This window comes from Roseovarius sp. THAF8, from assembly GCF_009363735.1.
Lineage (GTDB): Bacteria > Pseudomonadota > Alphaproteobacteria > Rhodobacterales > Rhodobacteraceae > Roseovarius.
Map to the genome: position 1 here is coordinate 71960 of NZ_CP045410.1, position 25087 is coordinate 97046.

Annotated in this window: 24 protein-coding genes; 13 read left to right on the forward strand and 11 right to left on the reverse strand. The window is 61.2% G+C overall.

The window, feature by feature from the left end:
• Positions 1 to 65: 65 nt before the first annotated feature.
• On the reverse strand, positions 66 to 710 hold the full coding sequence (locus FIU85_RS00370; RefSeq protein ID WP_152492582.1) for a response regulator transcription factor: 645 nt from the start codon (positions 708 to 710) through the stop codon (positions 66 to 68).
• Entirely contained in the window at positions 707 to 2128 is a 1422-nt protein-coding gene (locus tag FIU85_RS00375; RefSeq protein ID WP_254702962.1) for a cache domain-containing protein, read from the reverse strand. The genes FIU85_RS00370 and FIU85_RS00375 overlap by 4 nt, the downstream gene beginning before the upstream one ends.
• A gap of 262 nt (positions 2129 to 2390) precedes the next feature.
• Between FIU85_RS00375 and FIU85_RS00380 the strand changes: the two genes are divergently transcribed.
• The 4 genes from FIU85_RS00380 to FIU85_RS00395 all read left to right on the forward strand — a co-directional run bounded on the left by FIU85_RS00380 (position 2391) and on the right by FIU85_RS00395 (position 7545).
• A complete protein-coding gene (locus FIU85_RS00380; protein WP_152492581.1) occupies positions 2391 to 3476 on the forward strand; it encodes a TRAP transporter substrate-binding protein in 1086 nt (361 codons plus the stop codon).
• Between the two features lie 170 nt (positions 3477 to 3646).
• A complete protein-coding gene (locus FIU85_RS00385) occupies positions 3647 to 4573 on the forward strand; it encodes a TRAP transporter small permease subunit (protein WP_152492580.1) in 927 nt (308 codons plus the stop codon).
• Entirely contained in the window at positions 4573 to 6927 is a 2355-nt protein-coding gene (locus tag FIU85_RS00390; RefSeq protein WP_152492579.1) for a TRAP transporter large permease subunit, read from the forward strand. The genes FIU85_RS00385 and FIU85_RS00390 overlap by 1 nt, the downstream gene beginning before the upstream one ends.
• A gap of 78 nt (positions 6928 to 7005) precedes the next feature.
• Positions 7006 to 7545: an AAA family ATPase gene (locus FIU85_RS00395; protein ID WP_152495451.1), complete on the forward strand. Its 540-nt coding sequence runs from the start codon at positions 7006 to 7008 to the stop codon at positions 7543 to 7545.
• Between the two features lie 17 nt (positions 7546 to 7562).
• Here the strand turns inward: FIU85_RS00395 and FIU85_RS00400 are convergent, their stop codons facing one another.
• From FIU85_RS00400 to FIU85_RS00420, 5 genes are all read right to left on the reverse strand, one after another.
• Positions 7563 to 8291 carry a DUF1194 domain-containing protein gene (locus FIU85_RS00400; protein ID WP_152495452.1) on the reverse strand — a complete coding sequence of 243 codons (729 nt, stop codon included), beginning with the start codon at positions 8289 to 8291 and terminating at the stop codon, positions 7563 to 7565.
• 115 nt (positions 8292 to 8406) lie between these two features.
• Entirely contained in the window at positions 8407 to 9417 is a 1011-nt protein-coding gene (locus FIU85_RS00405; RefSeq protein WP_152492576.1) for a serine hydrolase, read from the reverse strand.
• A 164-nt stretch (positions 9418 to 9581) separates the two neighbouring features.
• Complete coding sequence (locus FIU85_RS00410; protein WP_152495453.1) at positions 9582 to 10412, reverse strand: arginyltransferase; 831 nt, start codon at positions 10410 to 10412, stop codon at positions 9582 to 9584.
• 86 nt (positions 10413 to 10498) lie between these two features.
• A complete protein-coding gene (locus tag FIU85_RS00415) occupies positions 10499 to 10948 on the reverse strand; it encodes an RDD family protein (RefSeq protein WP_152495454.1) in 450 nt (149 codons plus the stop codon).
• A gap of 67 nt (positions 10949 to 11015) precedes the next feature.
• Positions 11016 to 11459 carry a DUF2852 domain-containing protein gene (locus tag FIU85_RS00420; RefSeq protein WP_152492573.1) on the reverse strand — a complete coding sequence of 148 codons (444 nt, stop codon included), beginning with the start codon at positions 11457 to 11459 and terminating at the stop codon, positions 11016 to 11018.
• A gap of 165 nt (positions 11460 to 11624) precedes the next feature.
• Here FIU85_RS00420 and FIU85_RS00425 point away from each other — a divergent pair, with 165 nt between their 5' ends.
• From FIU85_RS00425 to FIU85_RS00445, 5 genes are all read left to right on the forward strand, one after another.
• Positions 11625 to 14411, forward strand: coding sequence for a glutamine-synthetase adenylyltransferase (locus tag FIU85_RS00425; protein ID WP_152495455.1), 2787 nt, complete (start codon positions 11625 to 11627; stop codon positions 14409 to 14411).
• Entirely contained in the window at positions 14404 to 14667 is a 264-nt protein-coding gene (locus FIU85_RS00430; RefSeq protein ID WP_152492571.1) for a hypothetical protein, read from the forward strand. Before FIU85_RS00425 ends, FIU85_RS00430 begins: the two co-directional genes overlap by 8 nt.
• A 119-nt stretch (positions 14668 to 14786) precedes the next feature.
• Positions 14787 to 15440: a DUF6778 family protein gene (locus FIU85_RS00435; RefSeq protein ID WP_152492570.1), complete on the forward strand. Its 654-nt coding sequence runs from the start codon at positions 14787 to 14789 to the stop codon at positions 15438 to 15440.
• Positions 15441 to 15460: 20 nt separating this feature from the next.
• The gene (locus tag FIU85_RS00440; protein WP_152495456.1) at positions 15461 to 16657 is read left to right on the forward strand and encodes an RSP_2647 family RNA methyltransferase; all 1197 of its coding nucleotides are present in this window, start codon (positions 15461 to 15463) and stop codon (positions 16655 to 16657) included.
• Positions 16654 to 17199, forward strand: a complete 546-nt coding sequence (locus FIU85_RS00445; protein WP_152495457.1) for an RSP_2648 family PIN domain-containing protein — start codon at positions 16654 to 16656, stop codon at positions 17197 to 17199. The genes FIU85_RS00440 and FIU85_RS00445 overlap by 4 nt, the downstream gene beginning before the upstream one ends.
• A 109-nt stretch (positions 17200 to 17308) precedes the next feature.
• Here FIU85_RS00445 and FIU85_RS00450 read toward each other — a convergent pair whose 3' ends face one another.
• Complete coding sequence (locus tag FIU85_RS00450) at positions 17309 to 18010, reverse strand: M48 family metallopeptidase (protein WP_152495458.1); 702 nt, start codon at positions 18008 to 18010, stop codon at positions 17309 to 17311.
• Positions 18011 to 18288: 278 nt separating this feature from the next.
• Between FIU85_RS00450 and FIU85_RS00455 the strand changes: the two genes are divergently transcribed.
• Positions 18289 to 18450 (forward strand): hypothetical protein, encoded by a 162-nt coding sequence (locus FIU85_RS00455; RefSeq protein ID WP_172978755.1) that lies wholly within the window; start codon positions 18289 to 18291, stop codon positions 18448 to 18450.
• 7 nt (positions 18451 to 18457) lie between these two features.
• Here FIU85_RS00455 and FIU85_RS00460 read toward each other — a convergent pair whose 3' ends face one another.
• Entirely contained in the window at positions 18458 to 19411 is a 954-nt protein-coding gene (locus FIU85_RS00460; protein WP_152495460.1) for a radical SAM protein, read from the reverse strand.
• A gap of 128 nt (positions 19412 to 19539) precedes the next feature.
• Between FIU85_RS00460 and zwf the strand changes: the two genes are divergently transcribed.
• The 3 genes from zwf to pgi all read left to right on the forward strand — a co-directional run bounded on the left by zwf (position 19540) and on the right by pgi (position 23301).
• Positions 19540 to 20994: a glucose-6-phosphate dehydrogenase gene (gene zwf, locus FIU85_RS00465; protein WP_152495461.1), complete on the forward strand. Its 1455-nt coding sequence runs from the start codon at positions 19540 to 19542 to the stop codon at positions 20992 to 20994.
• On the forward strand, positions 20991 to 21662 hold the full coding sequence (gene pgl, locus FIU85_RS00470) for a 6-phosphogluconolactonase (RefSeq protein WP_152492563.1): 672 nt from the start codon (positions 20991 to 20993) through the stop codon (positions 21660 to 21662). The genes zwf and pgl overlap by 4 nt, the downstream gene beginning before the upstream one ends.
• 94 nt (positions 21663 to 21756) lie before the next feature.
• Positions 21757 to 23301, forward strand: coding sequence for a glucose-6-phosphate isomerase (gene pgi / locus FIU85_RS00475; protein ID WP_254703072.1), 1545 nt, complete (start codon positions 21757 to 21759; stop codon positions 23299 to 23301).
• Here the strand turns inward: pgi and FIU85_RS00480 are convergent.
• Positions 23298 to 23717, reverse strand: a complete 420-nt coding sequence (locus FIU85_RS00480; RefSeq protein WP_152495463.1) for a cupin domain-containing protein — start codon at positions 23715 to 23717, stop codon at positions 23298 to 23300. The genes pgi and FIU85_RS00480 overlap by 4 nt on opposite strands.
• A gap of 1 nt (position 23718) precedes the next feature.
• Positions 23719 to 24996 carry a phosphopyruvate hydratase gene (gene eno, locus FIU85_RS00485; RefSeq protein WP_152495464.1) on the reverse strand — a complete coding sequence of 426 codons (1278 nt, stop codon included), beginning with the start codon at positions 24994 to 24996 and terminating at the stop codon, positions 23719 to 23721.
• Positions 24997 to 25087 lie beyond the last annotated feature (91 nt).

Sequence of the window (25087 nt, forward strand, 5' to 3'; positions counted from 1 at the left end):
TGCAGCATAAATTTTTCTGCGCCGCGGCATGTGGTGCCGCAAAATTGGTCCACGACCGGCCGGCGCTACAGGGAAACGCCGGTTCCCTGCAGCACCCCGTGCTCCAGTGCGTAACGCGTGAGGCCGGCGGTAGAACTGATTCCAAGCTTTCGCTTGATGTTCTTGCGATGGGTTTCCACCGTGCGGACCGAGATATCCAGAGCGAACGCAACAGCCTTGTTCGACTTGCCTTGCGCAAGTTGCAGCAGAATTGTCTGTTCGCGGTTGGTCAGCTGCGGGCGGGTTTCGCCCGTGTCCGGCGCAAGCGAGCCTTGTGCCCCGGTGCAGAGATATCTTTCGCCAGCATTGACGGCGTCGATGGCGCGCTTGATCTCTTCCGTGGGTACATCCTTCAGAACGTATCCGCTGGCGCCATGACTGAGAGCAGAGCTGATGTATTCGGGGCTGTCGTGCATCGACAGGATCAGGATTCGCGTATCGGGCTGCCGTTCCAGCAGGATTTCCGTCGTCGACAGCCCGCCAAGGCCCGGCATGTTTAGATCCAGCAGGATGACATCGGGCGTCAGGTCGGGGGCTTGCTCGATGATCTCCCGACCCGAAGACAGGGTCGCGACCACCTCGATATCGTCGTAGCTTTCCAGGATCGCTTCGATCCCCTCGGCGACCATGGGATGGTCATCGACAATGGCGATACGGATACAATCGGTCATGCGCTGGCCTTGGTCTGTTTCGGGGACCCGGTGCCGCCTTCGGGTTGCAGTATGTGGGTGAGCGGTACGTTGGCCTCTATCACGGTTCCGCTTCTGGAACTGAGTATGCGCAACGTGCCGGCCAGTTGCTCGATGCGTTCCTGCATGTTCCGAAGGCCCAGACCCGAAGAGGGCGACGCTGCGGCCCGGTCCTGGTCCAATCCCCGTCCATTGTCCGAAATGCGCAAGGTGGCGCCGTTCTTGTGGCCGCGAATATCGACCGAGATGCGGCTGGCACCAGCGTGGCGTTCGATATTTGTCAAGGCTTCCTGGGCAACGCGGTAAAGGGCTGTCTTGGCATCGTCGTCGAGCCGGTTGCGAAACGGCACGGTGCTGAACTCGGTCTTGATGCCAGTGCGGTGTCCGAAATCCTCTACCAGGGATTTCAATGCCGGGCCCAAGCCGAGATCGTCCAAGACCCCCGGACGCAGGTCTCGCGAAATGCGCCGGACCTCATGAATCGCACCGGAAAGATGCGCGATGCCACGATCCAGCGTCTCACCGGCGCGGGCGTCGTCAGACGCGAACCGTCGACGGGCACTGTCCAGCGCATAGCGGACCCCGACAAGGATCTGGCTGATCCCGTCATGCAATTCGCGCGCGACACGACTGCGCTCTTCCTCTTGCGCGTCAAAGACCCTTTGGGTGAGTTTCTTGAGTTTGGCATCCGCTGCGCGGCGTTCGCGCAGGTTGATGAACATGCCTGAAGTGAACACGAGCAAGAGCGCGGCCATCGTCAGCCCGCCGATATAGAGGAACGTTCTTTGGATGCGGCTTTCCACCGTGGCACGGGCCGAACTGACCGCAGCGATCACGTCGTCGATGAAGACCCCTGTGCCGATCACCCACCGCCAGTCCTGCAGGCCTATGACATACGTCACCATCTGGGCCCTCTCGCCAGTGGAGGGTTTGGTCCACTCGTAACCGTGATATCCGCTGCCGGTCCGCGCGATGCGAATCAGCTCGTCGGTGATGGGGGTGCCGTTCGGGTCCTCCATGCCTGTCCAGTTGCGCCCGATAAGCTGGGTGTATCTGGGGCTGACCAGGTTGTTGCCGTCGTAATCGTAGACGAAGAAATATCCGTCCTGGCCATATAGCATACCGGCGAGGATCTGCGTGACCGCGAGTTTCGCCTCTTCGTCATCGGGTGCAGCGCGGCCATATATGTTGATGATGGCCGTTCTGGCGAGCGACAGATAATTTTTCAGCTCGTCGCGCTTGGCTGCGATCAGCTTTTCTTCGAGCGTGTGGATCTCTTGTTCCGCCATCTGGCGCGACTGCAATGTAACCAGTACGGAAATGGTGACCACCGCCAGGACAAGGGGCAGGGTGGCCGTCAAGAACAGTTTCTGACCGTAATTCATCTGAAGTCTGATCATCGATTCTCCCGATGCGAATCGTTAATGCCAATTGGGCTCGAAGCCCAGAGCCGCGGCAAGCCGGTTTTCCGGCGCACTCTCCCCGAGTTGCCCGAAAAGTAAGCACCGTCAGCGATGTCCGCGACGCATCGGGGCCAAACCTACGCATTACTCGGTATTTCCTTTGATCGAGGTCCGCGATAGTGTCCCGGCACCTGCAACGGTCCGCGCGCAGGCTGATAGGGACGGCATGCGCGCTTCATCAATTGGGAGGATTTACCGAATGGATCGTCGTTCATTTCTGAAGAATACCGCATTGGGCGGGTCGGCTGCGGCCGCCACGTCGCTGGCCGCACCGGCTTATGCCCAAGGCAACCGCACGCTGACCATGGTCACGACCTGGGGCCGTGGCCTTGCCGGTGTGCACGATGCCGCGCAATACTGCGCCGAGCAGATCACCGCGATGAGCGACGGTCAGCTGACCGTGGACCTGAAAGCCGCTGGTGAACTCGTTGGCGCGTTCGAGGTTTTCGACGCCGTCACCGCCGGTCAGGCCGACATGTACCATGGCGTGGACTATTACTTCCTGGGTCAGCATCCGGCTCTGTCGTTCTACTCGCAGATCCCGTTCGGCATGACCTTCCAGGAATATTCGAACTGGTGGTACATCGACGGCGGCAAGGAACTGGGCGACGAGCTCTACTCCATCTTCGGCCTCAAGGCATTTCCGTGCGGCAACACCGGCCCGCAATCGGGCGGATGGTTCGCCAAGGAAATCAACTCGCCCGAGGACTTCCAGGGCCTGCGTTTCCGCATGCCCGGCCAGGGTGGTGAAGTGCTGGGCAAGCTGGGCGCCAGCGTCCAGAACCTGCCCGGATCGGAAGTGTACCAGGCGCTGTCTTCGGGTGCCATCGACGGCACCGAGTGGATCGGCCCCTGGGCGGACGAGAAGGCCGGTTTCCAGGAGATCACCAAGACCTACTACACCGCCGGCTTCCACGAGCCCGGCCCGAACCTGAACTGCGTTGTCGGCCTCGAAGTCTACGAGAGCCTTACCCCGGCGCAGCAGGCGATCGTCTCGGGCGCGGCGCAAGCCACCAATATCTGGAGCATGTCGCAGTTCATGGCCAACAACGGTGCGGCGCTGCAGCGTCTGCAGTCGTCGGGCGTAACCTTGCGTGAATTCCCCGACGAGGTCTGGGACGCGTTCGGTGCGGCGGCACAGGAAGTGCTGCAACAGAACATGGGCGACGAGCTCTACAAGAAAGCCTACGACAGCTACCGCGAGTCGCTGGAAAGCTCGGCCTCCTGGATCAGCCGGTCCGAAGGCAGCTTCCGCTCGCAGCGCGACCGCGTGCTCGACATCTGATCGCCGGGCGACTGATACCTTCGCACCCCGCGCCCTTGGATGGCGCGGGGGCATTTTGCACATAGACGTGTAATTCCTGTTCAGGATCGACCAAGCTTGGATATGCATCAGAGCCCTTGTGACGCTGACATGTTCCGGGTGGTCTGAACACAGGATTTGGGGGAACAGACATGGGCGAGACGGAAGCGACCGGAACAGGGTCCGCCTTTGTGGATGCAATCATTTGGTTTTTCGGTGGAATATTCGGGTCTTTCTACGACCTGGCGTATGCGATCACGCATCCCGGGCTGTGGCTGAACTGGGCCGACAAGGAAGCGATCATGCGGTTCGTCTACTACGGCGGATCGATCGAGTTTTTCTTTGTGGTATTCACGTTCGTGCTGGTCCTGACCGCGGTCGGGTTGTGGCGCAACAGCTTCATGTGGGGCTGCGTGCGTGTGATGGAAGGCTTCGCCAACATCACGGGCCGCCTGTTCGCCTGGGCCGGTCTGATCATGGTGCTGCAGCAGATCATCATCGTGTTCGTGCAGCGCATCTTCGTAAGACCGGATATCTCTTTCGGCTTCGGTATCCCGCTGACCTATGACATCAGCTGGTGGGCGGAAGCGCTGAAGTTTCACAATGCCCTGGTCATCGCGCTGTGCTGTACCTACACGTTTGTGCAGGGCGGTCACGTGCGGGTCGACCTTGTCTACGCTGCGGTGAAGTATCGGACGCAGAAGCTTATCGACATGATCGGCTGCGTGATCTTCATGGCGCCAATGGCCGTGCTGGTCTGGATGTATGGCTGGTATTTCATGTGGCGGCACCTGATCACGCCAAAGCCTTCGGCATCGGAGTCGCTGGACCGGCTGATGATGAAGGCGCGGGCGGTCCGCTGGAACGTCGAAACCATCGGGTTCAGCCCGAACGGGTTCAACGGCTACTTCCTGTTCAAGGTTTTGATGGTGGCCTTTGCGGGCATGGTCTTCATCCATTCGGTCGCCTTTTTCTACCGCTCCTACCTGGAATGGAAGGAAGGACCGGAGAGCGAAGGTAAATACCTTGACAAGGACAGCCTCGGGGAAGGCGAAGAAGCCTATGAGGGGACGCACTGATGTTGTTTGGACTTGATGGCGTCGAGATCGGCCTGATCATCGTGTTCCTGTGCCTCTTTGGAGGCATCCTGTCCGGCTTTCCGGTGGCGTTTGCCATCGGCGGTGCCGGGGTGATTTCCTTTGGCATCATTGCCGGCCTGGACAGCGCCGGCCTGTTGATCCACCAGGCGATCGACACCGGCAGCGAGGCGTATCGCACCTTGCTCAGCACCGGGGTAAAACCGGACAGCGTTTCGATTTTCCGATATCCCGATCTGCCACGGGTGGGCGAGCCGGTCTTCCCGCAGGGTTGGGAAACCGCGCTGGACCGCAATATCAGTTTCATCGTCAACCGAATGAACGAACGCGTCTTCGCGGGCCAATCGATCGAGACCTTGCTGGCGGTTCTGATGTTCGTGCTGATGGGGATCACGCTGGAACGTTCCAAGGTCGCCAACGATCTGCTGACGACGATGGCGCGCGTCTTCGGCCCGTTGCCCGGCGGCCTTGCCGTTTCCGTCGTGGTGGTGGGCGCATTTCTCGCAGCGTCAACCGGCATCGTGGGGGCCACAGTGGTCACCATGGGCCTCTTGAGCCTGCCGACCATGCTGCGCAACAATTACAGCCCCGAGATCGCCACGGGCGTGATCGCAGCCTCCGGCACTTTGGGGCAGATCATTCCCCCTTCGATCGTGATCGTTCTTCTGGGCACGCTGGCCGGCGACCTCTATGCGGTGGCGCAAGAGGCCCGGGCACAGGAAGCTGGGTGCACCGATGCCCTGACCTATCTGGGCGAGCCTGCGGTCGTGTCCGTGGGCACGCTTTTCCAAGCGGCCTTGTTGCCCGGTATCCTTCTGGCTCTGCTCTATGCGCTCTATGCTTTTGGCTACGCGCTGGTTAATCCCAGCAAGGCCCCCGCGGTCGAACTGGGCGCTACGAATGCCGAGGCAATCACGCGCGGCGAGGCCTTCACCTGGTTCCTCGGCATCCCGGTTGCGCTTGTCGCTGGCATGTTGGTGCTGGGGCAGATGAACGTCATAGGCAGCCAGAGCACCACGATCGACAGCTTCAGTGAACAGGGCGAGTCGGCCAGCTTGCGGACCGCCGTCGGGTCTGAATGCAAGGACTCCATGATCGAACTGCACGGGCAGGCCGCCTGGGACCGGGCGGTCGCCGAACAGCAGGCCATCGACGAGTCAGGTGGTGTGACCCAAAGCGTGCGGCTGTCCGAGGAAGAGCGCGCCGAGATGCTGGCCCGCAAGATCGAGAACGCGGCGCCTGTCGGGACCGGCATTGCCGTGATGATGCTGATCTTCGCCTTGATCCTGACCTTCGCCCGCGGCGTTCTTCCATCGGAAAGCCCGACACCGCTGATTGTCGGAGGCGTAGGGATTGTGCTTGGCCTGATCGTCGATATCTTGCTGATCGGGCCGCAATGGAGCTCCGGCGCGACATTCGTGATCATGGCCATTCCGGTAGGACTTGCGCTTTACGGCTGCACCCACGCCGCGGCGCGGCTGGCGCAGAATGAGCTGATACGGGTGGTCTTCCCCCCGCTCGTGCTGATCGTAGCGGTTCTGGGGTCCATCCTGGGCGGTATCACCAACCCGACGCCCGCCGCGGCTTTGGGGGCAGGCGGCGCGATCATGCTCGCGGCCTATCGCAAGCTGAAGGACGAAGAACGGTCGGGCAAGATCATCATCTTTGCCACCTTCGCAATTCTCATCGCCATCATCATCGGCGTGAATTTCGACCTGCGGGTCAATGTCGAAGGCGCGGGGGCCGAGAACTGGATCGCGTTCCTGGTGGCTCAGGCCGCCTACCTTTACGCTCTTTTCGGGCTGCTCTTCGCCTGCTGGGTGCTTTTCGCGGGCGGCGTGCTGTCGCCTGTGGTGCGCGAGACGGCGAAAGTGACCAGCATGGTCTTCACCATCCTGATCGGCTCTCAGCTTTTGAACCTCGTGGTCATCTCCTTCGGTGGCGAGCACTATATCCAGCAGTTCCTGCGCTCGTTCGACAACGAGTACAAGGTGTTCCTGATCGTGATGCTGGTGCTGTTCATCCTGGGCTTCGTGCTCGACTTCCTCGAGATCATCTACATCGTGATCCCGATCGTGGGGCCGGTGATCTATGGCGGAACATTCGACCCCAAGTGGGTAACGATCATGATCGCGGTGAACCTGCAGACCTCGTTCCTGACGCCGCCCTTCGGATTTGCGCTCTTCTATCTAAGGGGCGTCGCACCGAAAGAGGTGACCACCGGACATATCTACCGCGGTGTCGCGCCTTTTGTTCTGATCCAGGTGGTTGGACTGGCCATTCTGTGGTTCTTCCCGGACATCGTCACGATCTTCCCGGATCTGCTCGGGGGGTGAACGCTTGGGCCTGAGTTCTGAACAGGCCTGGTTCGGACCGGGTCTGTGTCCTTTCCGTGCAGCGGGCAGTCCGGTCTGATGAGTCCCGTCGCGCGCCGGCATGTAATCGTGTCAGGCTGTTCAGGGGGTGGGAAATCGACGCTGCTGGCGGCACTCGACCGCGCCGGTTACCGCGTTGTCACCGAGCCGGGCAGGCGGATTGTCGAAGCCGAGATGCAGGGCACAGGTGCGGCGCTGCCGTGGATCGACCTTGAGGCCTTTGCCCGACGTGCTGTCGAGATGGCGCTGCGCGACAGGGCGGGTGTGCAGGATGACGGGTCTTGGGTGTTCTTCGACCGCGGCCTGATCGACGCGGCGGTGGCCTTGGAGCACGCCGCGGGGATTTCCCTGAGCGACAGCCTCGCAGGTGCCGCCCCGTTTCATCGGACTGTCTTCATGGCCCCGCCCTGGCCTGAACTTTACCGGAACGACGCGGCGCGCCAACACGGCTTCGATGCAGCCGTCGACGAATACCATCGGCTGTGCGCGGCCTACGACCGGCTCAATTATCGCCTGGTTCACCTGCCCAAAACCAGCGTGCGTGAACGGGCAGCCTTCGTTCTGGACACTCTCGGCTAAGCTGCAGCGACGCGCGCCTAATGTGCCGACACAGCGGCGACCCGCCCGGCGCCTGGGGCAGGGGTGCGCCCCGATATCTCGAGCACCAGTTTGCGGCGCACGGTTCGGGCAAAGCTGTCGCGCCCTTCGGCCGTCACCATGAAGGCCCCGGGCCCGCCGATGATCCGCTCGGCATATTCGTCTTCGAGGTTGGCCCCGGCGCGACGTCCGTCTTCCGGCCGCAGGATGGGCAGCGCATTGATCACGATCCCCGCAGCCAGAACTTCGGCGCGTGCCGCCGCGATCGGCGGGCCGGACGAATTTCGGATGCTGTCGCCGGAGAAGTCGATAACGGCGCGGGGCGCGACGATGTCGTTGGTCTCGATCAGGCGCTTGGCTTCCAGAAGCGCACCACCGATGGCGTTGCTGCCGTAGGCCTGACGTGGCGGGCCAGCCAAGGCGTCCGCAAAAGCCCGCGCCGAGCTTTCGCCATCGATGACCGTCCACGGGACGACCACGGCGGCGTTGGTTGCCCACTCGACATAGGTGACGGCGACATTCCCGTAGAGCGAGTCCTGAATGGCCTCTATCACCTCGGGGTCGGTGATTGCGCTTGCGTAGCCCTGTCGCTGAAACGAGAGTTCCATGTCGTCGATCGAGCCCGACGCGTCCGCAAGCAGAACCAGTTCAAGACCGACCTCCTGCCGCGTTTCGGCAAGGGCTGAGCCGGCGAGGAAGATCGCGCAAATGAAAGTGAGAACCCGCATGGAACGAGTTTTCGCTCGGTGGCGCAACATGACAAGGCAGACGCGATCAATTCCGCGTGTGTGGGCGGCAATTGGGGTCACTTGCCGAAAAACCACGCGGTTCCGTCTGGACCGTTCAGGTCGTATCCTTGCGCGCCAGGGGCAGGATCGTGCCTTCGATCAACCGCATCAGGTCGCCGAAATACCCGGCGCTGCGGGCAGGCTGTGTCGAATCCGACGTGATTGCGATGGTCAATCCCAAGCCGGGAACCACGCATATGATCTGTCCGCCATACCCGCGCGCAAGGGCGTAAGCGTCGCCCTCGGATTGCCCCAGAAACCAGCCGTAACCGTACCGTAGTCCGGACCAAGGTGAGCGCGTGACCGGCTCGAAGGACCGAGAAACCCAAGCCTCGCTGAGGACGTGTGTGTCGCCCCACATGCCTTTGCGCCGATACATTTCTCCGAAATGTATCATCGCCGGAAGGCTCAACGACATTTCGTTTCCGCCCAGATAGCGCCCTTGCGGATCGCGGGTCCATGGCGGGATTCTGATGCCGAGCGGTGCCCCCAGCCGGTCGCGGGCTTGGTCGAGCAGGCTTTGGCCGGACACTTCGGACAGGATTGCGCCGAGTACGTGAAAGGAGCCAGTCGAATACAACATGCGCGCGCCGGGATCCGTCTCGAACGGGCGCGAGAGCGCATTGGCGACCCAGTTTTCGCTGCTGACCCAGCCGCCGTAATTCGGCCCTGACGTCCGCTCCAGCCCTGCCTGCATCGTCACGAGGTTTTCGATAGTGATGTCATGAACGCGTGGGTCGGCGTCATCCGGAATGAGGCCGGGAGCCAGTTCGCCAATCGTGGCGTCGACGGAGGAAATTTCGCCACGGTCAATTGCTGCGCCCGTCAAGGCGGCAACCACGGTTTTCGAGACCGACTTTATCGGCGCCGGAGTTCCCATCTCAGGGCCACGGAATACCTCGCCGAAAACCTCCGCGCCGTGTTGGTGGATCAGGACTGCATGAAGCTGGTCGAGCGCCTGGCCTGCGTCAGCCACGGTGCGCCACGAAGCGGGTTGAGAGTGAGCCGGAGACCCGACAAACGCGGCAGAAATCGCAAGAAAATGGCGGCGGTCAAGGCAGGGCATGGAACCTCGTTCGATCGGGTCAGGCAACAGATATCACGCAAGCCGCCCATGGCCACAGAAGGGTGACAAGAAAGAGTTGCCCCACACGCGAACGTGTTGTCGTCAGGGCGCGCGATTGCAGAAAGAAGCGACAACGATCTAAGGCAGTGCGGTACCCGAGCCTATCAGTACTTCTTGGTCCGTAACGGCTTGCTGTCGGGAAGCGAGATATTTGCGACCTGTTCCGCAATGGGATCGTTGGACAGCGGATGGCAATGTGCCTCGTAATCGGCCGGGTCGCGCATTTTTTGCCATGTCCCGCCTGAATAGACCTCGAGCCCAGAAAACGCGGCCTTGTAGCCCATTTTGGCGCTGCCCGGCACCCAGTACCCCAGGTAGACATAGGGCAGCCCCGCCTCGCGCGCGATCTCGATGTGGTCGAGGATGATGTAGGTTCCAAGGCTGTTACGTTGACGATCCGGGTCGTAGAACGAGTAGACCATGCTGATACCGTCGTCGAACACGTCCGTCAGGCAGACCGCGACCAGATCGCCGCTTTCTCGGTCCGCATATTCGACGACGCGCGTCCGGATTGGCGTCTCTTCGATCATCGCTGCAAATTCGAACGTATCCATATCGGCCATGCCGCCATTGGCGTGCCGGTCCTCGAGGTACTTGCGGAAGAGCTCGTACTGTTCCTCTGTGGCCCAGGGCGAGGTCGCGCGACGGTCCAGGTGGTCGTTGCGTTTCAGCGTCCGGCGCTGGCTGCGCGAGGCGGAGAAATTCTCGACACTGACCCGAGCCGACAGGCACGCGGCGCAATCGGCACAGGACGGACGGTAAAGCACGTTCTGCGAGCGGCGAAACCCCTGCTTGGAAAGAGTGTCGTTCAGACGTTGCGCGCCGTCGCCCTGAAGCGCAGTGAACAACTTACGCTCCATCCTGCCTTCAAGGTAGGGGCAGGGCTGAGGCGCCGTCACATAGAATTGGGGCGCGATGGGGAGAGTGTGACGCATGACAGGCTTTGCAACTTCCAAAGGTGACGATAACAATGATGCATCGCTGCGCCAAGAGGTCAAATCCGGCTATGACCGGGGCGGCGTCAACTGGTCGCGCGACGATTCACGGCCACGGTTGCGAGAACGTGATCGGTAAGGCCCTGGCCCCTTGGTCCAACCAGCATCAATAGCATCGAGGCCAGTTGCACAAGCGGGACGGCGCAGGAAAAGGTGAAGCCGAGCGAGTGCAGGAACGCCGTGGCTGCATCGAGACGTTGGCCCGATGCGCTGCGGAACTCTATGGCCATCAGCCGCATCCCCCAAGTTGCCGACCCTTTGGCGATGGTCGCGGTCCGGTAGATCAACCCGGCGGACAGGAACAGCATGGGCAGGAAAAAGAGGCCCGTAAAAGCTGTAAAAGGCAGGATCAGAACACAGATCACGATCACAAGCACGCTATCCACCACCCAAGCCAGGAACCGCTTGAGCGGCACGTCGGCGTAAAAGTCGGGTTGCGTGTCGGGGTCGGGAGTATGCCAGGTGGTTTCGGTCATGGTGTGCATATAGGCCTGTACCCCGCGCCTTGAAAGGTGCGGCACGGGGATCGAGGCGTGTCCGTGGTCAAGCGTTGCGTGCTGCTTCGCGATCTTCGTCCTCATGGTCCTCGTCAGAGCCTGCCTTGCGAGCGCGTTCCTCCATGAACTGGTCGAACTCTGCCTTGTCCCGGGCGGCGCGCAGCCGATCGAGGAACGCCTCGAAGTTCTGTTGCTCCTCTTCGAGGCGGCGCAGCGTTGCATCGCGGTAGGCGTCGAAGGCGGAATTGCCGGAAGACCCCCGCAAAGCTCGTGACGATTGGCGATGCGTCACGCGACCCGAGGGGCACGAAAACTTGTTGGCCCAGATCATGTAGGCAAGCAGTACGAGGCCCAGCGGCCAGAAGACAACGATCGACGCCACGAGCGCGGCGATCCATGCGACCTTGCCTTTTTCGTCGAGCCACGTTTCGGCCCTTGCGAACACGCCGGGAATGCCACCGGAGCGCGGAGTGTAGGTCTGCGTATTCATCCTTGGTTCCTTTTCTGAACGTTGGTTTCGGCTGGATGTGAATTCCATTTACATCTCCCAGATGGGAAGCCACCGCCGCTGTGACAAGGGGTGATGTTAATAATTTTCACATTTGCAGCGGTGGCACGCATTGACCGGCCATCTTGAGGGTGTATCACTTGGCGCATGAGCTTTTCCGCCCGCATGTCCCGTTGTCCGCGACCCCACGATCCTGAACCCGGGCAGGAGGCCAGACAGGCCATGCCAGGGCTCTCTGAGGATCTGGGTGCCCTGGTTGAGGGGACGGCAGGGTGTAGCCCCTACTTGCATTCACTCTGCCTGAAAGAGCGGGAGTGGTTGCCGGAGGTTTTCTCGAATCCAGAAGCGGCGTTCGAAGCATTGCTGAAGGATGTCGATGACATTCCGTTTGACGAGGCGCCGCCGCGTTTGCGGCGGCTCAAGGCGCGTGTGGCACTGTTGGTTGCAATGTGCGACCTCGGCGGTGTCTGGGACTTGGAAGAGGTGACGCATGCCTTGACCCGCTTCGCGGACCGGGCGGTCAGGATAGCCTTGCAGGCGGCGCTGCTGCCCGAGCTTCGGCGCGGCAAGATCCCGGGCCAGGATGAGAGCATGCTGGAGGAAGCCGCCGGCATGGTGGTTCTGGCCATGGGTAAAATGGGCGCATACGAACTGAATTACAGTTCCGACATCGACTTGATCTGCCTCTTCGATGAGACTCGTTTCAATGGCGACGCTTATCATGAAGCACGAACCGGCTTTGTGCGCGCAACACGGCGGATGGCGGCCACGTTGAACGACCGTACCGCCGATGGCTACGTGTTCCGGACGGATCTGCGCCTGCGGCCGGACCCGAACGTGACGCCCGTCTGCATGGCGATGGGGGCGGCAGAAACCTATTACGAAAGCCTGGGCCGGACATGGGAACGGGCCGCCTACATCAAGGCCCGCGCCGCGGCAGGCGACCTGGAGGCGGGGGCGCGTTTTCTGGATACCTTGCGCCCGTTCGTCTGGCGCAAACACCTCGATTTCACCGCGATCGAGGACGCGCACAATATGCGCCTGCGCATCCGCGAGCATAAAGGGTTGCATGGGCCGATACGTCTGGACGGACACAACATGAAGCTCGGGCGCGGCGGCATTCGCGAGATCGAGTTCTTCACCCAGACCCGCCAGTTGATATCGGGCGGAAGAGACCCGGATTTGCGGGTGCGCGGCACGGTCGAGGGTCTGGCCAGACTTGCGGAAAAGAACTGGGTGCCCGGGGACGCGGCAGGCACGTTGACCGAAAACTATCGCTTTCACCGCGAAATCGAGCATCGTCTACAGATGCTGCGGGACGCGCAGACCCAGATACTGCCCGATCAGGCCGACGGATGGACGCGGCTGGCGAACTTCTGCGATCATGACGAGAAGGAATTTCGGGACGAACTGACCGAGCGCTTACAGACCGTGCATGACCTGATCGAAGGATTCTTCGCGCCTGAAGGCACAAGCGAAAGACCCGCTAAGGTCGAGGGTCTGGATGAAGAAGTGATTGCACGATGGCGCAACTATCCGGCGCTGCGCAGTGAACGGGCCAACACGATATTCGATCGGTTGAAACCGGATCTGCTGGAACGGCTCAGCCGCTCTTCCACGCCGCAAGACGCACTTATTGCATTCGATGGATTCCTGGCGGGTCTGCCCGCAGGCGTGCAGGTCTTTGCCCTGTTCGAAGCTAATCCGCAGCTGATCGACCTGATGGTGGATATTGCAGGGATATCGCCTGCTCTGGCGTCGTATCTGTCGCGCCATGCCGGTGTTTTCGACGCGGTCATCGCCGGCGATTTTTTCGCCCCTTGGCCCGGTGAGCAGCATTTGCGCAAGGAATTGGCCGCGCGTCTGGATCGCGAAGAAGACTACGAGCGCAAGCTGGATGCGGCGCGTCGGTGGCAGAAGGAATGGCACTTTCGCACAGGCGTACATCTGTTGCGCGGCCTGATAGATGCCGACAAGGCAGGTGCGCAATATGCGGATCTGGCACAGGTGATCCTGGCAGAAATCTGGAAAGTCGTGTGCGCCCATTTCGCCGAGAAGCATGGGCTGCCGCCGGGGCGTGGTGCCGTCGTGCTCGGCATGGGCTCGCTCGGGGCAGGGAAGCTCAATGCCGCCTCGGACCTGGACCTGATCGTCATTTATGACGCGGAAGGCGTCGAGCGGTCGGAAGGTCGTCGCGCTCTGGCAACGAGACCTTATTACGCGCGGTTGACACAGGCCCTGATTACGGCCTTGACCGCCCCCATGTCCGAAGGGCGCCTTTACGAGGTCGACATGCGCCTGCGGCCCTCGGGCAACCAGGGGCCGGTGGCGACCAGTTGGACCTCTTTCCAGACTTATCAGCAGGAAGAGGCGTGGGTGTGGGAACATCTTGCCTTGACGCGGGCGCGGGCCGTCGCCGGTCCGGACGCTCTGGCCGGGGATGTCGAGGCGTTCCGCTGTTCCCTGCTGCAATCAAGGGGTGACAAGGCTAAGGTGTTGTCTGAAGTGGCCGAGATGCGCGCGCGGATCGCCGCGACCAAGAGTTCGGCCGGCGCATGGGACACCAAGCTGGGGTCCGGACGGATGCAGGAGATCGAACTGGTGGCGCAGGCAGGATGCTTGCTGGCAGGCCAACCCGAACGCTCGGTCGAGGCCGGATTGACGGCCGGTGTCGCCGCCGGGTGGTTAAGTGACGCAGACGAGGCGGCATTGAAAGCGGCATATCGGCTTTGCTGGCAGGTGACGCAGGCCGCACGGTTGCTCGGCGACAAACCCATCGACGAAGAGTCGCTTGGTGCCGGGGCGAAATCTTTCATTCTGCGCCAGACGGGACATGACAGCATGTCCGAACTGAGAGATGATCTGGACGCAAGGACACGCCAGGCTGGTCTGGTGATCGACGCCGCATTGAACAAAGGTTGCGAGAATGGCTGACGCTCTGGACCCCAAGGGCTTGATACGGGAAGCCTATCGTATCGAGGGCATAACACCGGGGGAATGCCGGTCGATATTTCTGGATTGGGCGTTGTCGGTCGATGGCGAGGGAGATACCCACGCGCGGCTGGAGCGGTTGCTTGAACGCCACGGCGATGCAGGTCCGGATCATCCGATGACGTCTGTATTGCGAGAAGGACTTCAATCGTCGCAGACACCGAAACGGCGTGGGGGGGCGCGCGCTCGTGAGCGTTGAGTGAACGAGTGCCGCCGGGTCACACCTTCGTAAAGTGCTGAATTTGCCTAAAACCTGCCTCAATCCAATTGCATCTTGCCTCCGAGTTCCGCGCGACGACCGCGCCGAGGAGGAAGACAATGAAGACACGTCGAGCCATCTGCGCCCTGATCGTCGCCCTGACAGCGGCGGGCTGTTCCGCGCCTGAAACAGCGACGCGCAACGCCCCGCTGGACACGACACCGGCAATCATCTCCGTGCCGTCCTACGATATCCAGGACATCCGTGTCAGCGTACCCAAATCGCTGAAGGTGTCCGAGGCCAACCGCTATTATCCGGGCGGCGACATCGTGTGGCGAGAGGATCCTGCTGGCGACCGGCACGCCCAGGTCAAGGCAATCTTTGAAGATGCAATGCGGCAAGGAGTCGATGCGATGCGGCCGGGCAAGGTGCCCGCAATCCTGGACATCCAGGTGACGCGCTTTCATGCGTTGACCGAAAAGGCGCGCTACACGGTGGGCGGCGTCCATTCGCTTCAGTTCCACATGCTGCTGCGCGATCCCGAAACCGGCCTGGCCTACGGCGAACCGCAATTCGTGAAGGCCGATTTCAAGGCGCTTGGCGGACAGGCGGCGATCAAGGCCGAATCGCAAGGTCTGACGCAGAAGTACCGGATCACGACACATCTGGCGTCGGTCATCCAGAGGCAGCTGGGCAGCCCGAACGGATATCAGGCGGCCAGTCTGGGACTGATGGGCGCACTGAACCAACTGGGTGCTTCCCACACCAACTGAAACGGCTTAAGGGGGACGGCATGACGACGTCCTCCTTGCCAACGATCCGCTTGAAGCCAAAGACGCAGGCCCGTGCAATACGGCACGGGTTTCCTTGGGTCTACGACAACGAGCTGGTGGCCGACCGCCGGACAAAGGCAATTGCGCCCGGCACCATCGCATTGCTCGAAGACTCGGACCGCGCGCCAGTGGCGACGGTCACCGTAAATCCCAGCTCGCGTATCATGGCGCGCGTGCTGGACCGTGACCCGAATGTGCAGATCGATCAGGCTTGGATAGCAGCCCGGTTGCAACGGGCCCATACGATGCGCGAGAGGGTCTTCGACACACCCTACTACCGACTCGTTCACGCTGAGGCGGACGGGCTGCCCGGCGTGATCATCGACCGTTTCGGCGAGATTGCCGTGGTTCAGCCAAACGCGGCGTGGGCCGAGACCCTGCTACCGCAGATCGTTGACAGTCTTGTTACCGTGACGGGCGTGACCTGCGTGATCAAGAACGCCTCCGGGCGAGCGCGGGTCCTGGAAGGGCTTGACGACAGCTCGGGCGCCTTGCTCGGGGATATGCCTGCATCACCCCGCCCCGTTGTCATTAACGGCGCCACTTACATGGCGGACCTGACTGGCGGCCAAAAGACCGGGCTTTTCTACGATCAGCGTCCAAATCACGCTTTTGCCGCCACTCTCGCTGCTGAAAGCCGCGTCCTAGACGTCTTCAGTCATGTCGGGGGATTCTCGCTTGCGGCCCTGGCGGCAGGCGCTGCAAGTGCACTGGCCGTCGACGGTTCGCAACCGGCCCTGGAGCTGGCGCAGGAAGGAGCAGGGCGCATGGGAGCGACCGACCGCTTTTCCACGCGGAAGGGAGACGCCTTTGAGGTTATGAGCGCTTTGGCGGAGGAAGGAGAGACCTTCGATGTGGTCATCTGCGACCCTCCGGCTTTTGCCCCCAACAAGCAGGTTCTGGAAAAAGGCCTGCGCGCGTACGAACGTGTGGCCCGGTTGGCGGCCCCCCTCGTCGCGGAGGGCGGGTATCTTGGCCTTTGTTCCTGTTCACACGCGGCGACGCTGGACAAGTTCCGTGCCGCTTGCGTCAAGGGTATCGGCCGGGCCGGACGCGACGGGGCGCTGATCCATACAGGGTTTGCCGGGCCCGACCATCCGCTGCACCTGCAACTGGCCGAAAGCGGTTACCTGAAGGCGCTGTTCTTTCGGTTATGAAATGCGTTCTGGACACGTGCGTGATCTATCCCACGGTAATGCGCCAGATGCTCCTGGGTGTCGCCGCCGAGGGTATTTTCCAACCTCTCTGGTCTAAACGCATCATTGAAGAGTGGCAGCGATCGGTGGTGAAGCTTGGCCCGGAAGGCGTCTCGCAGGCGCGGACCGAGGCGGTGATGATTGCGCAGCAATGGCCGGACGCAGAAGTCGAATGGCCTTCGTCACTGGAAACGCGCCTTTGGTTGCCCGATCCCGCGGACGTGCATGTTCTGGCTGCGGCAATCGCGGGCTCTGCCGACCTGATACTGACGCTGAACGCCAAGGATTTTCCTAGGGGCGTCTTGGCCGAAGAGGGTGTGAGCCGGGCTGATCCGGACACTTTCCTGTTGGGGGTCTTCGAGGCGACGCCGGATCCGGTTCGCAGCATTGGCAAGGCGGTTCTGGAGGAAGCGCGGCGTCTCTCCGGCGAAAGTTGGGAGATACGTGCGCTGCTCAAGAAGGCGCGTCTTCCGCGATTGGGAAAGGCGCTGGCAAACGGCTGAGCGCCTGTTTCTCGGAAAAACGCGAAGTCGGATCGGATGTGCCCGACATAGATTAACCGTCGGGATGCGCGTATTTCCTGCCAATGTGAAGAATGGCGGCGTGCTTCGGTTACCGAGGTTCTTTCGAAAGGCCCGACCAGCGATTTTCAAGTGTTTGAATGGCCGCAATGCGCTCGGCCGTTTTGGGATGGCTCATCAACCAGGCCGGCATTGCACCCGATCGAGATTGGGTCAGGGCCTCGAGCTTCTCGAAAAGAGAGATTTGCGGTGCGGTGCCGATCCCGGCCTTGGTCAGAAGCGCTGCCGCGTATTCGTCCGCTTCATACTCGTCCGAACGTGACAGGCGCGCGGCAAGCAACGAGGTCAGGCCATTGGCGATCCATACACCGATCCCCGGGATGAACCTGGAAAGCACCATGGCCAGCGCCGTCCGCAAGGCATTTTGACCCGAAAAGTCGATCATCCTGCGGCGGGAATGCCCGAGAGCGACATGACCCAACTCATGGGCGATCACGCTGGCCATTTCCTCGGCAGAAACCTCGCCCTTGAGGAACTTGCGATAAAAGCCCCGGGTGATGAATATTCGCCCGTCCGGAGCGGCAAGGCCGTTTACAGGATCGATTTCGTAGATGTGGACCTTGATTTTCTCAAGGTCGAGCGCCTTGGCCAGACGCGAGAAAAGCGGCGTTAGCATGGGATCGACAAGTTCGGTCGACCGGGCGTCAAGCTCCCGCTTGGTGCGCCAGACCGAAAATCGGTACATCACTACAGCATAAAGGATCGCCAACAGGATGGGGGTAAACTTGATCATGGCGCATGATATGGGGTTTGGCGCGTCGTGTGGCAAGCGAGGGTTTGCAGGAGAACAAGAAACCGTGGCCTGCCGTCAAAGCGAGCCACCGTTTTGCCTTCTACATAGGGGATGTTCATCGTGACCACGCCTGAGTAGAGCTAGATACTGGAAATGATTTACTGCCCTCGGCGCCGGGGGCAGGGCGGATGGCTGAAGGGTTGCCTTGTCGGTCAGGCTGCCCCAGTTTCTGATCACGCAAACGGAAAGGAAAGCCTATGCAAAAACTTGGTTTGCCCTTGGGTTTCGCGCTCGTGGGCGCCGTGGCCGCGCTGATAGGGTATGTATTGTCGCTTCTGGTGGGATGGGACCTGGGAGCACCCGGCTGGTTGATCGTGGCTTCAGGCGCGGTCGGCGGGTTCATCGGCGGGACGATCCGGAAAAAGCGCGGCAAAAAATGATCTGAGCTCAGCCGGAGCAGCTGGCGCCGCCCAGGACGCAGAACTTGGCGCAATGCGGGTGGTTCAGGGCGACGTCTCTCTCGGCATCTTCCAGCGTGGTGCCAAGTTCGAACTCTTCGTCGTAGGGCAAGAGCGTACACGCCCGTACCGCAGGTTGGTCGGCCCCCTTGCGCTTGACCACCATGCGCGACGACGCACACATCACGCTGTCCGGCGATTTGCCCAGTATCTCCCAGCACGCGGTGGTGATCTCTGGTACTTCGACGGTTTCGTCCATTTCTGGAAAAAGCACCGTCATTGCGGGATCGTATGCGTCGATGTCGAACCCGTTGGACGCGAAAAACGCCTGATACCCTGCGCGCGACTGCGCTTCGGTGTCTCCCCATACGCTTCGGCCTGCCACGGCCATGCGGATACCCTGGTCGCGCAACCATGACATGCCTATCAACGTACGCGCAAAACTGCCGCTTCCGCGTTCTTCGTCATGCAGCGCCTCGGAATGATGATCGACGGAAATCCGCAATGTCAGCAGCGCGCCGAATTCCGCGTTCAGGGCGCGCAGTCCATTTTGCATCTTCGGACGCATCATGGGGCGCATCGCATTCGTCAGGATAAGGACCTTGAAACCGCGATTCAGGCACGCCCGCGCCATTTCGATCATTTCGGGGTTCATGAAAGGCTCGCCGCCGGTAAAGCCTATCTCCGTCACCGGCCAGTCGCGCTCGGCCAGTTGATCAAGGTACTCTTCGACCTCGGCCGTGGTGATGTAGACAAGACGGTCGTTTTTGGGTGAGCTTTCGATGTAGCAGTTGGCGCAAGTGATGTTGCACAGCGTACCGGTATTGAACCAAAGCGTCTGGGGCCGTTTCAGCGCCACACGGGCGCGCGCCTGTCCGTCGGCGGTAAAGTCCGGGTCGATGAATTTCCCGCCATTGGCGCTTGGGACTGCTGTATCTTTCATCCGTCTATCACCCGAATTTCATTTACCTTTCTCGCATAACCTGTCGTTTCTTGCCTATAAAGTCGATATCGGGCAGGTGACACCTTCGTGATCGCCGCATAGTCTCATGTCGAATGCAGGAGAACACCATGGTTTCGCGCGTCATTCCGGTAGACCCTTTCGACCTCGTGATCTTTGGCGGGACGGGCGACTTGGCCCGGCGAAAGATCCTGCCGGGGCTTTTCCGCCGGTTTCGGGCGGGTCAGATGAACGAGGATGCCCGTGTGATAGGCGCGGCGCGCAGCGACATGGACGCGGTCGAATATCGCGAATTCGCAAAAGAGGCCGTGACCGAGTTCGAGCCCGAGGCGGCGCGCGATACCGAGATTCTTGACGGTTTCCTGCAGTGCTTGGACTTCGTGACAATCGATGCAAAAGGCGATGCGGGTTGGTCCGAATTGAAGGGTTTCTTGCGCGATACCGAAATTCGCGCTTTCTATTTTTCAGTTGCGCCCACCCTGTTCGGCGACCTGGCCGATCGACTGCATCAGCATAGTCTGGATTGTCCCAATTGCCGGATTGTCGTGGAAAAACCCTTCGGTCGTGACCTGAGCACCGCGAAAGCGCTGAATGCGACCATCGCCAAGTACTTCGACGAGCACCAGATCTACCGAATCGATCACTACCTCGGCAAGGAAACGGTGCAGAACCTGATGGCGATCCGGTTCGGCAATACGCTGTTCGAACCGCTGTGGAACAGCCAGTATGTCGATCACATCCAGATAACCGTGGCCGAGAAGGTCGGGGTTGGCGGCCGTGGCGATTATTACGATCGCTCCGGCGCGATGCGCGACATGATGCAGAACCACATCATGCAGCTTTTGTGTCTCATCGCCATGGAGCCGCCCGCAAAGTTCGATCCCGATGCGGTGCGCGACGAGAAGCTGAAAGTCATTCGCGCACTGGATCCTGTCGCCCCTGAAGACGCCGTGCGCGGTCAGTATGAAGGTTCGGGAGAGACCGGAAGCTATCGCAACGAAGTCGGCAACCGCGACAGTACGACAGAAAGTTTCGTGGCCCTGCGCGCGACGATCAGCAACTGGCGATGGGCCGGTACCCCGTTTTACCTGCGCACCGGAAAGCGCTTGCGCGACCGGGCCAGCGAGATCGCGGTCGTCTTCAAAGACGCGCCGCACTCGATCTTCGGGGCAGATGCGGGCCGGCATCGCAACATCCTCACGATCAAGTTGCAGCCCAACGAGGGGATCGAGCTGGGCGTGACCATCAAGGAGCCCGGTCCGGGCGGTATGCGCTTGGTAGATGTGCCTCTCGACATGACATTTGCAGAGGCTCTTGGACCGGAAGAGGCGGATTTCCCGGATGCCTACGAGCGGCTGATCATGGATGTGATCCGAGGCAATCAAACCCTCTTCATGCGCGGTGATGAGGTCGAGGCCGCATGGGCGTGGATCGATCCCATCATATCGCAATGGGAGGAGTCGGGGCGCGCACCGCTCAGCTACGCGACAGGAAGTTCCGGCCCCGACGACGCATTGATGTTGATGCATCGCGACGGGCGCCGCTGGCGGGAGATACGCGCATGAGAGTGATCGAATATGCGGACGAGGAGATGCTGGCGATCAATCTTGCGAACCAGTTGGCAGGTGATTTGAACACGGCACTGGAGCACGAAGATAGGGCGCTTTTCGTCGTCCCCGGCGGTAGCACCCCCGGCGGCGTCTTCGACGTTCTGTGCGACGCTGATCTAGACTGGTCCCGCATCGACATCTGCCTCAGCGACGAGCGCTGGGTCCCGGAGGTGCACATTCGATCGAACACGAAAATGGTGCGCGAACGTTTGCTTGTGGGCCGGGCGGCCAAGGCGAACTACCTCCCGCTCTATGCAAGGGCCGAAGCGCCCGAACCTGTGTTGGCCGAGCTTGAATCTAGGGTCCAGCCCTATCTGCCGATCGACGTTTTGTTGCTGGGCATGGGCGCAGACATGCACACGGCTTCGCTTTTTCCGGGCACCGAGGGCCTTGAACTCGCACTGGCCCGCAACGCACCGGTGCTGATGCCGATGCGCCCCACGAAAGTGGAGGATGTGCGCGTCACGCTATCCGCGCGGGTTCTGAATGCGGCGGTGGCCAAGCACATCGTCATTACCGGCCCAGAGAAGCGAAAAGCACTGGAGCGGGCCAGGACCTGCCAACCGGAACAAGCCCCTGTCGTGGCGATCCTCGATGAAACGGATGTCCATTGGGCACCGTGATGGATGCAATCGGTCCGGGGCGTGTGAAGCAAGGGGAAGACGGATGATCTGGGCCGAGTTGCGAACAGAGGCGGGCGCCTCGATAAACGAACTCATGAAGGCGCCGGATCGGGCGGCGTGTTTCCAGGTGTCTGCGGACGGCATGCTCTTCGATTATGCCAAGACGTCGATGACGGAGGACGCCCGCGACGGGCTGCTGACACTCGCGCAGACGCGTGGGGTCGAGACCCGGCGCAAAGATATGTTCGGCGGCGCGGCCATCAACCGCACCGAGGGACGTGCGGTGCTGCATGTCGCGCTGCGCGCCGGCAAGGATACCGTCATCAAGGTCGACGGCGCAGACGTCATGCCCGGCGTGCGCGACGTTCTGGGACGTATGCGTGCCTTTGCCGATAACCTTCGTGCAGGGCGGCACAGCGGGGCAGGTGGCGCGATAACCGACGTCGTGAACATCGGGATTGGCGGCTCGCACCTTGGTCCCGAAATGGGCACCCTGGCGCTGCGCCCGTATCATGATGGCCCACGCTGCCATTTCGTCTCGAATGTCGACGGGGCGGATATTTCGGATTGCCTCCAGGGGCTGAACGCCAAAACCACGCTTGTTATCGTGGCCTCGAAAACATTCACCACGATCGAGACCATGACGAATGCCTGGACCGCTAGGCACTGGATGGAGCGGCATGGCGGAGATCCATCGGCGCAGTTCGTTGCCGTATCGACGGCTGAGGACAAGACATCGGATTTCGGCATCGCACCAGAGCGGGTCTTCGGCTTCGACGATTGGGTCGGGGGGCGGTACTCTATGTGGGGGCCGATCGGGCTTGCGCTGATGCTGGCGATCGGGCCGGAACGGTTCGACGAATTCCTTGCGGGCGGCGCGGCCATGGATGCCCATTTCCGCGATGCGCCACTGGATCGCAACATGCCGGTGATGCTGGCCTTGACGGGCTTGTGGCACAGCCACGTGTGCGAACATCCAACCCGTGCGGTATTGCCCTACGACCAGCGCCTGTCGCGCTTGCCGGCCTATCTCCAGCAGTTGGAGATGGAGAGTAACGGCAAACGCGTCCAAATGGATGGCAGCCTCGTTCAGACCGGCTCCGGTCCGGTTGTCTGGGGCGAGCCGGGGACGAACGGTCAACATGCGTTTTATCAGTTGATCCATCAGGGAACGCAGGTTGTCCCGTGCGAATTCATGGTTGCCGCGCTCGGGCATGAAGCCGAACTGGACCATCATCACCGTCTTCTTCTCGCCAATTGCCTCGCGCAGTCCGAGGCCTTGATGCGCGGTCGGGATATCGCGACGGCGCGTGACCAGATGCGCAAGGCCGGCTTCACCGGGCAAGAGTTGGAGATGCAGGCGGCACACAGGGTTTTTCCCGGCGACCGGCCGTCAACGACGCTCGTCTATGACAGGCTGACGCCATACCGGCTTGGCCAGATCATCGCGCTTTACGAGCATCGCGTCTTTGTCGAAGGTGTCATTCTCGGAATCAATTCCTTTGACCAATGGGGCGTCGAGTTGGGAAAAGAGCTTGCAAAGGAAATGGAACCGCTCGTCGCGGGAGACGTCGCCCCCGACGACAAGGATGAGTCGACGCAGAACCTACTAGCGTTCGTGAAGGCCCTGCGCGACTAGCGTGGGATATCGAAGTCGTCAGGCGCCAATGTGAATCCTTCGAACGTGAATCCCGGGGAAACGGTGCAGCCAACCAGCGTGTACTCGCCGGTCGACCGGGCCATTTGCCAGCAATCCGGTGGCACTATGACCTGTGGGCGCTCTCCGGCGGCAAGGTTGGATCCCAGCCGCGCGTCCTGCACGGGCCCCGCGTCATCGCCGGACATCGACAGGACAAGCGGTGCTCCACCGTAGAAATGCCAGATCTCGGTGGCGTCGACCTTGTGCCACCGATTGCGGTCCTGTTCGCGCAGCAGGAAGTAGATCGCGGTCCCATGGGCCCGGCCGTCGTTTACCGCGCGCCACGTTTCTCGGTAATATCCGCCTTCGGGATGCGGGATCAGCTGAAACGCCGAAATGATGTCTTCGGCGGTCACGTCAAACCCGCAGGATCGAGCGACCTGCGTAGATCGCTGTATCGCCGAGCGCCTCCTCGATCCGGATCAGTTGATTGTACTTCGCAAGCCGGTCGGACCGCGCCAGCGAGCCGGTCTTGATCTGACCGCAGTTCGTGGCGACAGCAAGATCTGCAATGGTGGCATCCTCGGTCTCGCCGGAACGGTGGGACATGACGTTGGTATAGCCCGCGCGATGCGCCATTTCGACCGCTTGAAGCGTCTCGGTCAGGCTGCCGATCTGGTTCACCTTGACCAGCATGGAGTTCGCGACGCCGCGCTTGATTCCGTCCAAAAGGCGCTCGGGGTTGGTGACGAAAAGGTCGTCGCCCACCAGTTGCACCTTGTCCCCGATCTGGTCGGTCAGGGTTTTCCAGCCGTCCCAGTCATCTTCGGACATGCCATCCTCAATCGAGATGATCGGATAATCTGACACGAGAGACGAAAGATAGGCGGCGTTCTCTTCCGGCGAGAGGGACTTGCCTTCTCCCGCAAGCTCGTACTTCCCGTTCTTGAAGTATTCCGTCGCGGCGCAATCGAGCGCGAGATAGATGTCCTCGCCGGGCGCGTAGCCGGCCTTCTCGATCGAGCGAAGGATGAAATCCAGCGCATCGCGCGTCGAAGCGATGTTCGGAGCAAAACCGCCCTCGTCGCCGATCCCGGTCGACAGACCTGCGCCAGAGAGTTCCTTCTTCAACGTGTGAAATACCTCCGCGCCCATCCGCACGGCATCGCGGACATTGCCCGCACTGACCGGCATGATCATGAATTCCTGGATGTCGATCGGATTGTCGGCATGTTCCCCGCCATTGATGATGTTCATCATGGGCACAGGCAGCGTGCGGGCCGAGGTGCCACCCACATAGCGAAAGAGCGGCTGCATCGAAAAATCGGCAGCGGCCTTCGCCACCGCGAGGCTGACTCCAAGGATTGCATTCGCGCCGAGGCGTGCCTTGTTCGGCGTTCCGTCAAGTTCGATCATTGCTTCGTCGATTGCGACCTGCTCGCTCGCATCGAAACCGGCTAGGGCATCCGCGATTTCGCCGTTCACGGCGGCCACGGCCTCAAGCACGCCTTTGCCCATGTAGCGGGATGCGTCACCGTCACGTTTCTCGACGGCCTCATGGGCGCCGGTGGAGGCGCCCGACGGCACCGCGGCGCGGCCCATGGTGCCGTCTTCGAGTATCACGTCCACCTCGACCGTCGGATTGCCGCGGCTGTCCAGGATTTCGCGTGCGTGGATGTCGAGAATGATGCTCATGTGAGACCCTTTGGCAAAATGATGTTGCCGGTGCCATAGCAAGAACCAAAGCGAATGGGAACTGCGACGCGTGGCGAATGCGCGGTCTTCG